The 12,081-nt window shown below is 32.8% G+C and carries 10 protein-coding genes; 1 reads left to right on the forward strand and 9 read right to left on the reverse strand.

The features are described from left to right. Positions 1-6: 6 nt before the first annotated feature. Complete coding sequence (locus QLQ95_RS12280) at positions 7-1,197, reverse strand: pyridoxal phosphate-dependent aminotransferase (RefSeq protein WP_095928543.1); 1,191 nt, start codon at positions 1,195-1,197, stop codon at positions 7-9. Positions 1,198-1,270: 73 nt separating this feature from the next. Further along, on the reverse strand, positions 1,271-2,368 hold the full coding sequence (locus QLQ95_RS12285; RefSeq protein ID WP_095928544.1) for a fatty acid desaturase family protein: 1,098 nt from the start codon (positions 2,366-2,368) through the stop codon (positions 1,271-1,273). Between the two features lie 107 nt (positions 2,369-2,475). Here QLQ95_RS12285 and rsmG point away from each other — a divergent pair, with 107 nt between their 5' ends. Further along, positions 2,476-3,105 carry a 16S rRNA (guanine(527)-N(7))-methyltransferase RsmG gene (rsmG, locus tag QLQ95_RS12290; RefSeq protein WP_482503973.1) on the forward strand — a complete coding sequence of 210 codons (630 nt, stop codon included), beginning with the start codon at positions 2,476-2,478 and terminating at the stop codon, positions 3,103-3,105. Between the two features lie 56 nt (positions 3,106-3,161). Here rsmG and QLQ95_RS12295 read toward each other — a convergent pair whose 3' ends face one another. From QLQ95_RS12295 to QLQ95_RS12325, 7 genes are all read right to left on the reverse strand, one after another. Beyond that, positions 3,162-3,893: a hypothetical protein gene (locus QLQ95_RS12295; RefSeq protein ID WP_320492781.1), complete on the reverse strand. Its 732-nt coding sequence runs from the start codon at positions 3,891-3,893 to the stop codon at positions 3,162-3,164. Between the two features lie 343 nt (positions 3,894-4,236). Further along, positions 4,237-5,862, reverse strand: coding sequence for an L-glutamate gamma-semialdehyde dehydrogenase (gene pruA / locus QLQ95_RS12300; protein ID WP_482503975.1), 1,626 nt, complete (start codon positions 5,860-5,862; stop codon positions 4,237-4,239). A 153-nt stretch (positions 5,863-6,015) separates the two neighbouring features. Next, positions 6,016-6,402: a Co2+/Mg2+ efflux protein ApaG gene (gene apaG / locus QLQ95_RS12305; RefSeq protein WP_008467225.1), complete on the reverse strand. Its 387-nt coding sequence runs from the start codon at positions 6,400-6,402 to the stop codon at positions 6,016-6,018. Positions 6,403-6,481: 79 nt separating this feature from the next. Next, positions 6,482-7,735 carry a type IX secretion system plug protein gene (locus QLQ95_RS12310; RefSeq protein WP_482503977.1) on the reverse strand — a complete coding sequence of 418 codons (1,254 nt, stop codon included), beginning with the start codon at positions 7,733-7,735 and terminating at the stop codon, positions 6,482-6,484. 74 nt (positions 7,736-7,809) lie between these two features. Then, positions 7,810-10,713, reverse strand: coding sequence for a DEAD/DEAH box helicase (locus QLQ95_RS12315; protein WP_482503979.1), 2,904 nt, complete (start codon positions 10,711-10,713; stop codon positions 7,810-7,812). A gap of 111 nt (positions 10,714-10,824) precedes the next feature. Then, positions 10,825-11,598 carry a class I SAM-dependent methyltransferase gene (locus QLQ95_RS12320; protein ID WP_008467221.1) on the reverse strand — a complete coding sequence of 258 codons (774 nt, stop codon included), beginning with the start codon at positions 11,596-11,598 and terminating at the stop codon, positions 10,825-10,827. Between the two features lie 80 nt (positions 11,599-11,678). After that, entirely contained in the window at positions 11,679-12,053 is a 375-nt protein-coding gene (locus QLQ95_RS12325; protein WP_095928549.1) for a GxxExxY protein, read from the reverse strand. Positions 12,054-12,081 lie beyond the last annotated feature (28 nt).

The raw sequence follows: 12,081 nt of genomic DNA on the forward strand, positions 1-12,081 counted from the left end.
ATATGGTTATGCAGTCAAAGCTTCTTTGATTCTGCGTAATGCTTCTTTTAAAATGTCGTTGCTTGTTGCATAAGAGAAACGAATACAGTTTGGATTTCCGAAAGCGTCTCCCGTTACTGTTGCTACGTTTGCCTCAGCTAAAAGATACATCGAAACGTCGTTTGCATCTTTGATTTCAGTTCCTTTTAATGTTTTTCCGAAGAAAGAAGAAACGTCTGGGAATACATAAAATGCTCCTTCTGGAACGTTGATTTTTACTCCTGGAATTTCTTTTAATAATCCAACTACTAAATCTCTACGTCCGTGGAAAGCTTGAACCATTTCGTTTAATACGCTTGGGTCAGCATCTACAGCTGTAATAGTAGCTCTTTGCGCTACAGAATTTGCACCAGAAGTTACTTGTCCTTGAATTTTTGTACAAGCTTTTGCGATAAATTCAGGAGCTCCGATGTACCCAATTCTGTATCCTGTCATTGCAAATGCTTTTGCAACTCCGTTTACAGTAATTGTTTTTTCGAACATTCCCGGAATTGAACCGATACTGCAGAAAGTTCCTGAGAAATTGATATGCTCATAGATTTCATCTGCAACTACGTAAATATTTGGGTGTTTTTCTAAAACTTTTGCCAATGCTGTTAATTCTTCTCTGCTGTAAACAGATCCAGAAGGATTACATGGAGAAGAAAACCACATCATTTTTGTTTTTGGTGTGATTGCAGCTTCTAATTGCTCTGGTGTAATTTTGAAATCAGTGTCTACTGATGTTGGAACTTCAACAGGAACTCCTCCAGAAAGTTTTACGATTTCGAAATAAGAAACCCAGTATGGAGCTGGTAAAATAACTTCGTCTCCATCGTTTAACATTACTTGTGCAATGTTGTATAAAGATTGTTTTGCTCCTGTAGAAACTACGATTTGTGATGGTTTATAATCTAAATTGTTGTCTCTTTTGAATTTTCTGCAAATTGCCTCTCTCAATTCAAGGTAACCTTCTACTGGAGAATAAGTGCTATAATTTTCGTTTACTGCTTTTATTACTGCTTCTTTAATAAAGTCTGGCGTATTGAAATCTGGCTCACCTAAACTTAAGCTGATAATGTCTTTTCCTTGTGCTTTTAATTCTCTTGCCAAAGCGGCCATTGCTAATGTCTGCGAAGTTGCAAGATTGTTGATTCTGTCCGAAAGAATATGATTCATTATAAAAATTTTGAATGTCCTTAATTTGCTGCGCCTATTAAGGAAGGTTAATTATTAATAGATTTTTTTTAGTTTAAACAGATAATTCAGGTTTCATTCCTAAGTCACGTAAATGTTTGAAGTGGGCTACAATAGCGCTTCCCATTGTTTTGTATTCGTAATAGGGTAAATTACATTCTTTTGCAGTTTCCTTCACGATTTTTGCAATTTTACCATAGTGAATGTGACTGATATTTGGGAAAATATGATGTTCGATTTGATGATTTAATCCGCCTGTATACCAGTTTACGATTGCATTTTTTGGTGCAAAATTAGTAGTGGTGTATAATTGGTGAACAGCCCATGTGTTGTCCATTTCTCCCAATTCATTTGGAGAAGGATTTGTAGTATGATCTACAACGTGTGCTAACTGAAATACAATACTTAAAATTAATCCCGCAGTATAATGCATTACGAAAAATCCAAGAAGTACTTTCCACCACGTAATTCCAATTACCATTGGTAAAACAATCCAAATAGAGATATAAATAACTTTAGTAATAATAAGGGTTGTCCAAAGAATTTTTGGGCTTTTTGGTTCACCGTACGATAATTTTCTTTTAAGATAATTTCTCATCTGTTTAAAATCGGTAGTGATGGCCCAATTAAAAGTTAGTAAACCATATAAGAAAACAGAGTAATAATGCTGGAAACGGTGAAAACTATGCCATTCTGCATGTTCTGTAAAACGGATAATTCTTCCTGCATCCAGATCTTCGTCGTGACCAGGAATATTGGTGTAAGTATGATGCAATACATTGTGCTGCACCTGCCAGTTGTAAACATTTCCGGCAAGAACATAAATTGTTCCTCCCATAAATTTATTAATCCAGCTTTTAGTTGAATAAGAACCGTGATTACCATCGTGCATTACGTTCATTCCAACACCAGCCATTCCAATACCAATTACGATAGATAAAAGTAGCATTACCCAAAACGGCATGTCAAGTGTAAGAATTAAAAAGTATGGAGTTAAAAAAACTGCAAATAGAATAACGGCTTTTAAGTGTAATTTCCAGTTTCCGGTTTTTTTGATATTATTTTCTTTGAAGTAATTGTTTACCCGCGAGTTAAGCGTTCTAAAGAACTTCAAATTGTCTTGCCTTGCAAAAGTTGGAGCCGTGTTATTCATAATTGTTTTAAATAGGTTTCAAAGGTAATTATTATAAATTCTCAATTTGCAAAATTGAGTTAAATATTTCAATCGTAAAGTAGTACTTTTGTTAAAAATTTACAGCAATGGATGAGATATTGAAATATTTTCCCAATTTGACCGATCTTCAAATCGAACAGTTTCAAAAATTAGACTTATTATATCACGATTGGAATGAAAAAATCAATGTTATTTCGCGCAAAGACATTGATTCTTTATACACAAAACATATTTTGCATTCGTTAGGAATTGCTAAGATTATGAAATTTGAACCTGGAGCGACAGTTTTAGATGTTGGTACTGGAGGTGGTTTTCCGGGGATTCCGTTAGCGATTCTTTTTCCTGAAACTCGTTTTTATTTGATTGATGTGATTGCAAAAAAAATAAAAGTAGTGCAGGGAGTTGTAGATGCGTTAGAATTAAAGAACGTGAAAGCGGAACAAAAGCGTGCCGAATTGGTAAAAGGTGATTTCGATTTTATTGTTAGCCGTGCGGTAACCAATATGCCAGATTTTGTTTCTTGGATAAAAGATAAAATCAAAAAGCAACACAAGCACAAATTAAAAAATGGAATTTTATATTTAAAGGGTGGAGATTTAGCCGAAGAATTAAAAGATTTTCCGAACACGACTTTGTATGACTTAGCCGAAATATTCGAGGATGAATTTTTTGAAACAAAAAAAGTGGTTCATCTTCCTTTAAAATTTAAGCCTTAATTTGATATAAAAAACCGGAAAGAATTTCTTTCCGGTTTTTGAATTAATAGGCCTAACTAAGATGCTTTTTTAGAAAAATCTAAGAAAGGATTTGCTTTTATATTTAAATTATCAATGAAATTATGAATTGAGTTTTCAGAAGCTTCAATGGTGTATTGGAATTCTGAATCAAAGAAAAACTCTCTAGAAATTATAGGTTCGTTTGAAGAATCGTAAACAGCTTCATCGCTTTGATCTAATTCATCGTTTTTGTATGGATTAGGATGAGAGTGAATTAAATTTATAATGGACTGACTAAACCACTTGTCAAATTTTTTCTTTTTAGGAGTAATATGACGTGCAAGAAGAATCAGGCCAATAAGTTCGCTTTGTAAAAAGTAAGAACCTTTTCTGTATCTCACATCAATCATTCTAACATTCATTAAAGCAATCCATAATGCGCCATTTACTGAACCTGAAGCAGATATTTCAAAATCTGTATCAAATAATAAAGGGTTTGTTTGTTCGCGATTATTAATGGAACACCAAAGTGCTTCAATACGTTTCTGTGTATCGGTTGTTGCTTGAGTGTACCCTGTAAAACGCCAATAAATCCATTCTAGCAATGCAGCAGTTAAACCAATTGATCCCTTGTGATTAATTTGCATTAGAGTGTCTTCAAGGTTAATATTTTCTTCTGAAGGATCTAAAAGTTCGTTTATTTTCCTTTTTGTCCATTTGTAATCTATTGGATGTCCAATACTTTTTGATTCCATAATAATCTTAGGAACATTGTTTAGATTTCTCATTCTTATATTGTTTATTGTATTAAATCTTTTAATATCATTTAAGATTGAGGCAAATTTATAAGGATGATTTTTTTTTGACTGGAACAAAAAGCTTTTAAAGTATTAAAATAAGGCATTTAAATTCTTTAAAGTGTTGATTTACAAATAAATAAGAAAAGTATTACAAAAAAATATTTGTCAAATTATTTTAATGTAGGAAATGATATATTTATGATAAAGGAATTGGCGATTTATTTGCGGGAAAAGTAAATGCTTAGATTCTTTAATTAAAAAATAAAGGCTTAAACTTCAAAATGAAGTTTAAGCCTTTATATAATTCTATAATTTGAATTCTATAATCAGATTAACCTAAGAATGGATATCTGTAATCTTCTGGAGTTACAAAAGTTTCTTTGATAGTTCTTGGAGAAGCCCAACGCAATAAGTTCAATGCAGAACCTGCTTTATCGTTAGTTCCAGAAGCTCTTGCTCCACCAAATGGCTGCATACCTACAACAGCTCCAGTTGGTTTGTCATTAATATAGAAGTTACCAGCTGAGTTTTGTAATTTAGTAGTTGCTACTTCAATTGCATAACGATCTTGGCTGAAAACAGCTCCAGTTAAAGCATACTCAGAAGTAGTATCTACTAATTCAAGAGTTTCTTCCCATTTAGCATCTTCGTAAACATAAATCGTGATAACTGGTCCAAACAACTCAGTTTCCATTGTAGTATATTTAGGATTTGTAGTTACAATAACTGTTGGCTCAATAAAGTATCCTACAGATTTATCGTAATTTCCTCCAACGATAATTTCAGCGTCAGCATCTTTTTTTGCTTGGTCAATATAGCTAGCTAATTTGTCAAAAGAACCTTCGTGAATAACTGCTGTAATGAAGTTTCCAAAATCTTCTGGAGAACCCATTTTCATAGATTTCACATCAGTAATTAATTGCTCTTTTACGGCTGGCCATAAACTTTGCGGAACATAAGCTCTAGAAGCTGCAGAACATTTTTGTCCTTGGAATTCGAAAGCTCCACGAGTAATTCCTGTAGCTACTTGTTTTACGTTTGCACTTGGGTGAGCAATGATAAAATCTTTACCTCCAGTTTCACCAACGATTCTTGGATACGTTTTGTAATTGTTGATGTTTGCACCAATTTTAGCCCAAATATCTTTAAATACATGAGTTGATCCTGTAAAGTGTACTCCAGCAAAATCACGGCTAGCTAAAACAGTATCTGTAATCATTAAAGCATCTCCGAAAACTACATTGATAACTCCGTCTGGAACTCCAGCTTCTTTGAAAACATCGATGATAACTTTTGCAGAGAATACTTGGCTATCACTTGGTTTCCAAACCACAACGTTCCCCATCATAGCAGCACTTGCAGGAAGATTTGCAGCGATAGCAGTAAAGTTAAAAGGAGTAATAGCGTAAACAAAACCTTCTAATGGTCTGTATTCTACACGGTTCCAAACAGTAGAGTCTGATTTTGGCTGATCGTTGTAGATTTGAGTCATAAACTCAACATTATAACGTAAAAAGTCGATTAATTCGCAAGATGCATCAATTTCTGCTTGGTGAATATTTTTAGATTGACCAATCATTGTAGCAGCGTTAATACGAGCTCTGTATGGTCCTGCGATAAGTTCTGCAGCTTTTAAGAAAATAGCAGCACGTTGTTCCCATGCCATGTTAGCCCATGCTTTTCTTGCTTCAAGTGCATTAGCAATTGCTTTTTCAATATGTTGTTTTTCAGCTAAATGGTATTTCCCAACAACGTGTTTGTGGTTGTGTGGAGCTGTAATGTTTCTTGTATTTCCAGTTCTAATTTCTTCGTTTCCAATATATAAAGGAACGTCAATTTGAGAATTCCACATTGTGGTATAAGCAGCCTGAACAGCAGCTTTTTCTGGTGAGTTTGGTGCGTAGCTCTTTACAGGCTCGTTTACCGCTTTTGGTACATGAAAAAATCCTTTAAGCATGTTATTTAAAATTTGTGAATTAGACAATTTAAAGTTAGACGATTTGTTTTGTTACGAATAATCTAACGCTGCACAAAAGTACAAAGGATAAATTAATAAATTGACAATTTTATGATTAAGATAACGATAAAAGCTATAGATGTAAACTATATCTTAATTTAATGCAAAAGGAGCGCACATTCTAAAAGTAGGAACAATTACTTTGAATGTTTTTGTAGTAGTAAAATTGATCATATTGAAATGACCTTTCATTGCGCCATAAGGAGACGATAATAGGCAGCCAGAGCTGTAAGTGTGGTTTTCGCCAGGTTTTAGAACTGGTTTTTTACCAATTACACCTTCACCATCTACAACTTCTAAATCATTTAAAGAGTCAAAAATTTCCCAATGACGAGAAGTTAATTGTACAGAATCTTTACTGTGATTTTCGATGGTAACTACGTAGCTAAAAGCAAAATGAATCTTGTAGTTTTTGAAGTACGTACCTTCAAAACTAGTCAAAACAGATATTTTTATGCCTCGTGTAATTTGAGAAACCATACTAACGCCGTATATATGTGAGTGTTATAGAGGCAAAGCTACGAAAAAAAATCGTTTAAACTAAAACCTTAACATTGTTTTAATTGACTATATTGATAGAGTTTGCATTTCCCTTTCCGATTACACGCTGATAACGGTCTGTTGCCTCTTTGTAATAAACTAGCACGGTGTACTCGTTTTCAGTCTGATAAAAGTTTCCGTCAATAGCATTTTCAAAGTCAATAACCCCTTTTTTATCTGCAACGGTATACTGAAAATTAGTAAAACCTTGTTTGATCATAATAGCTTTTTCAAAAACTCCTTTATCAGTATTATAGTCCATTTTATATTCTGGTGAAAGGCTGTAATTGTTGAACATTCCAGTAATATAAATGTCTTTGTTCATTCTAAAAGCGGGAGCAGAAAGAGTGAAATAAACCCAAGCATAATCGGCTTCAATGTCGTTGTTAGAACCATTGATGTTCTTAACTACAAAATTTCCGTTTACATCTTCATAATTCGTATAAATCTGATTTCCTCTTGCAGCATTGGTGTACAAAAACGCATTGTAAATATCGTTGTTAGAACCTATTTTGGCAACATTATTATTGGCTGCTCTAATGTCTTTGTTTTCAAAATACAAAAACTCATTTCCGCCCCAAAATTGGGTTTCTTTATCATATTTATAAACCAGCTGATTACCAATTGTATATTGAGGAACAATGTTTTTTATCTCGGTATGAAAATTGCCATTTTGAAGTAAAAGCACTTTTACATTTTGTAGTGGAGTTTGAAAAACAATATCATTAGATAAAATGGCAAAATCAAGATTCTGTTTGTAATCAATATTGCTGAGGTTGCGGCTTCTTTTTACTTGAACTCCCACTGTACAATGGTTTTCATACAAAATGAATTTTCTAGAGAAAATAACTTCTTTGTCTTCATTCAGAATTCGTAGCATATAATTACCCGAAAGTTTCAGAAGCTGTGTAAACTGATTCGGAAAAGAAAGTCTGTAATGTGTATAAACCTGTAGTGTATTAAACGAATTCGAAAAATCGGTTATTCTCTGATTATCCATGCCAAGAACATAGTCTGTTTTCGGAATATTTGTTGGAAACCAATTGTAATCGCAATGAATAACTTCAAAGTAATAATTGGCTTCGTTACCAAATAAATCATCAAATTGAAAGGTAAATGCAGAGCCTAATTCGAAAATAGGAGGGACATTGCTGCCATTCTGGATAAACGAAACCGTTTTAATATTATACGGTGGGTCGGTTTCTTTTTCTTGAGCTTTCGCTAAAGTGAAAATAAAAAGAAAAATAAAGCTTGTATATAAAAATTTTGGCATCTTAAAACATTGTAAGATTGTAAATATAACAATTTTATATAACGAAAAAGATGCCATTCTATTGGATTTAACGATTATGAACCCAAAATATATTCTAAGTTACCTTCAATCTCATCATTAATATAGCTTTCTTCTAAAAGGGAATCAGATAATAGTTTTTTGTTTTCTTGGAGTTTGATGATTTTTTCCTCAACGGTGTTTTTAGAAATAAAACGAATCACGTTTACTTTATTCATTTGTCCAATTCTATGCGCACGTCCAACGCCTTGTTTTTCTGCGAAAGGATTCCACCAAGGATCCAAGAACAATACATAAGAAGCTTTGGTGATATTCAAGCCTACCCCTCCCGCTTTTAGCGAAATAAAGAATAACAACGGGTTTTCTTTTTCCTGAAATAATTTTACTTGCTGTTCTCTTTTATCGGCAGGCGTTTCACCTGTAATTTCGCAAAAATCAATTTTGTTTTCTTTACACCAATCGGTATAAAAACTTAAATTGGTAACAAACGAACTAAAAATAATGGCTTTCTGTTTTCCTTTTACTAAACTTTCCAAATAATTGGTTACCGCAATATATTTCCCAGAATCAATTTCAGAATCTGCATCGACCATTTTTGGGTGATTACTCAACTGGCGTAATTTCATCAAAGTATTGATAATGCTAATTTTGTCTGGAGATCCGTCGGTTTTAAGAAGGAAATTACGAGCTTTAGATTTTTCTTTTTCGTATAATTTTTCCTGTTCAGGATCCATATCACAGTAATAGATCTGTTCTGTTAATTCTGGTAAATCTTTTAAAACCTGTTCTTTAGTTCGTCGCAAAATATAAGGCTGAATCAAGTTTTTTAATTCTGCTAAAACTTCTTCATTCTGTTTTTTCTCAATCGGATTTTTAAAATTCTCCATAAAGAAAGCGTAGCTTCCTAAAATCTCCGGATTGATAAATTGCATTTGTGACCATAAATCGTCAAGCGAATTTTCGATCGGCGTTCCGCTCAAAGCAATTTTATGCCCCGTACTGATTTTATTTATGGCTTTAAAAATTTTAGAATTTTTGTTTTTGATGTACTGGCTTTCGTCCAAAATCAAATAACGGAAATCGTATTTTTCTAAAATAGAAATATCTCGGTGAATGATGCTGTAACTTGTAAAAATCAAATCGGTTGAATTGATTCTACTTGCTAAAGATTTTCGATCATTCCCCACATATTGCATTTTCGAAAAGTGAGGCGTAAACTTTCCTGCTTCATTAAACCAGTTAAAAACCAGCGAAGAAGGTAGAACGATCAAAGCTTTAAGCGGTTCTCTTTCGATCGTAGTTTCGTTGGCAAACAAATCAAAATTGGTGGTTTTGGTTGTAAAACCTAATTGTTCTTGTACAGAAACTAAAACAGATAAAGTTTGCAACGTCTTTCCAAGTCCCATATCATCAGCCAAACACGCGCCCATATTGGAATTGAAATGTCCTAAAAGCCATTTTACTCCATCAACTTGATACGGTCTTAAAGTTGCTTTTATCAAGTCTGAAGCTGTAAATTCGGCTTGATGAATTTGATCTAAATCATTATCAATTTCTGAAATTCCGTCCAAAGCAGTAAAATTGCTTTTTCGTAAAAGTAAAATACCATTTTCTGTTTTAGCTAATTTTGCCAAAGAACCGTATTTGCTAAACCATTCTAGCGGAATTAAAAAGTAGTTTCCGTCAGGCAATGCAAAAAGTCTTTCTTTGCTTTTTATATTCGGAATAATTTCGCTGAAATTGATTTTATAATTTCCAACGGTAATTATTATTCTAATGTCAAACCAATCACCAGTTGTTTCTTTTGAAGCAGAAATGGTATGGTTTTCTGTAATGATTTCTTTGCTTTCCAGCTTTAGATTTTCAATGGTAAAACCTAAACGTTTCAGTTCTTCTTTATGATTGATAATTAGTTGAATGTTGGTGTATGGATCTGTATTTTCAGTTTCTGAATTTAATCCAAATAATTCATTTTTGATTTTGGTTAAACCAATTTCATTTAATTTATCGATATATAAATTTTCGTCAGGATTTCTTTTAAACTGAATTATTTTAGGTTCGTTAGCAACGCTGAAATCTACAAAAGAATGTGATTTTTTAGCTTTACTTCCGTCAAATGAATAGCCGTTATAATCAAAATAAAGATTGAGATAATAACAGTTTTTGAAGAAATCATGAATAGGCTGGATTGTGCACGAAATGATTTTATCACGAAGCTCGATCTCAAAACCAGTTGCTTCAATATCTATTTTCTTTGCAATCTGCGGAATAAAACTCTTGAAATAATCATCAACTAATTTGGATGGAATTTCAATAGATTTTTTCTTTAAAAAAGGCATTATTTTTTTTGAATTAAGCTCTTTTAACTGTCCTAATTTTTTATTGATAATCAGCCAGCCTGGTTCATCTAAAAGAATATCAACTTTGCTGTCCATTGGAGGAAAAATAGTTTCATTTTCTTTTAAAGATAGCGTATAAGTGATTCCTTCGGCATGTTTGTCAAATTGAATCTGAGGTTCAAAATCAAGAGGCTCAATGCTGATTCGAGAACGATAAAAATCTTTTTCTGGGCCAAGGTTTAAAGATAAAGGAAATTGTTCTTTTACAATTAAATCGTAAAACGAACTTAAATTGAATTTTAAATGCTGGCGAATGGCAAATTCAATTTTCGAATCTTTCTGTAAATCAGCAATTGTTTTAGCCGATTTGATTTTTGCGCCGAATTTTTTAAAAATAAATTCAGGTTTAAGAGAGTCGCAAGCGGTTAATATTCTTTTTGAATTGGAATCTAAATTGTCAAAAATGATTCCGAAACTTTCAAGCACATCTGGACTTGCTTTTTTATCTAAGTATTTGATTTCGCTAGTATTCTCAACAATGTACGCGGTTGGTATATAGACATTCAGATTTTTTTCCAAACTGATGTCAAAACAGAACTGAAATGATTTTGTAGGTTCCAAGATTTAGGGATTTGGTTAGGCTTGTATTTGGGATTTGGGCAAAAAAATAAAGAGTTTTCAAATCTAAATATTTTGAAAACTCTTTATTAAATGAACTTATATGGTGAAAAATTAGTTTTCCTGTTTAAAGCAAAGCGGAATAATTTCGCCTTTGGCTAAACAGTATTTCTCAACCAATTCTGGTGCAATTTTATTTGTATAATCTTCTTCGATAACAATAAATCCAATGCTTCTTAATTTATCGAAATAATCGCGTCCGTAAACACGTACGTGATCGTATTGTCCGAAGATTTTTGCGCGTTCTTTCTGGTCTGTAATCGAATCATCAGCAAATGTAACTTCGCGAGATAAATCCTGAGGAATCTGTAAAATTGCCATTCCGCCAGGTTTTAAAACACGGTATAGTTCCTGCATTGCTTTTGTGTCGTCTGGAATGTGCTCTAAAACGTGATTGCATAAAATAACGTCATATTCGTTATCCTTAAAAGGCAAATTACAGATATCTGCTTTTACATCGGCCAATGGCGAAAGTAAGTCAGTTGTCGTGTAATCTAAGTTTTTCTGCTTGCGAAATCTTTTGTAAAAAGCTTGTTCTGGAGCAAAATGCAATACTTTTTTTGGTGCTGTAAAAAAATCAGTCTGATCGTTTAAATACAGCCAAAGTAAACGGTGTCTTTCTAAAGAAAGCGTACTTGGCGAAAGCACATTATTACGCTGTTTTCCGTATCCGTAAGGCAAAAACGATTTAAAGCTTTTTCCGTCAATCGGATCTGTAAATTTATCTCCTTTTAAAGAGAAAGCTAAAATTGGACGCGCCACATAACTCAAACGAATTAATAAAGGACGCGGGATTGTATTTAAAACTAATTTGAAAAGTTTTTTCACAGTTAAATAAATTTGAACACGAATTTCACAAATTGACACTAATTATCGTTGTGGTGAAATTTCACGAACTTTGATTTGGGTTATAATATTATTCTTTTGTATTTAAGGCTGTCTTCTCCAAAATTGACTAATAAACCAAGTTTGTTTTTTGATGCAGCCAAATAATTTAATGTTTGTTTTATCTCGCTTGTTGTTAATGATGTAATTGCTTTAAGTTCTAAAATAATTTCATCGAAAATCACAAAATCTGCAAAATAGTAACTCGGCAATATAATGTCTTTATAAGCGATATTATATCTTAATTCTCGATTATAAGGAATTTCATTTCGTTTAAATTCATATTCTAAAGCATCACCATAAACCTTTTCATTATGTCCTTTTCCTAGAATTTTATGGACTTCCATACAAATCCCAATAATTTTATAGGATTCCTCTTTTAAATATAATTCACTCATTCTTCATTCTTTCATTTCAGTGAAATCT

Source organism: Flavobacterium sp. B330r (genome assembly GCF_056824325.1).

What these genes read in the sequence shown, in the direction of transcription:
- pruA (WP_482503975.1), bottom strand. Translation starts at nt 5,862, where the DNA reads ATGCTTAAAGGATTTTTTCATGTACCAAAAGCGGTAAACGAGCCTGTA.
- QLQ95_RS12325 (WP_095928549.1), bottom strand. Translation starts at nt 12,053, where the DNA reads ATGAGTGAATTATATTTAAAAGAGGAATCCTATAAAATTATTGGGATT.
- QLQ95_RS12285 (WP_095928544.1), bottom strand. Translation starts at nt 2,368, where the DNA reads ATGAATAACACGGCTCCAACTTTTGCAAGGCAAGACAATTTGAAGTTC.
- apaG (WP_008467225.1), bottom strand. Translation starts at nt 6,402, where the DNA reads ATGGTTTCTCAAATTACACGAGGCATAAAAATATCTGTTTTGACTAGT.
- QLQ95_RS12310 (WP_482503977.1), bottom strand. Translation starts at nt 7,735, where the DNA reads ATGCCAAAATTTTTATATACAAGCTTTATTTTTCTTTTTATTTTCACT.
- rsmG (WP_482503973.1), top strand. Translation starts at nt 2,476, where the DNA reads ATGGATGAGATATTGAAATATTTTCCCAATTTGACCGATCTTCAAATC.
- QLQ95_RS12295 (WP_320492781.1), bottom strand. Translation starts at nt 3,893, where the DNA reads ATGAGAAATCTAAACAATGTTCCTAAGATTATTATGGAATCAAAAAGT.
- QLQ95_RS12280 (WP_095928543.1), bottom strand. Translation starts at nt 1,197, where the DNA reads ATGAATCATATTCTTTCGGACAGAATCAACAATCTTGCAACTTCGCAG.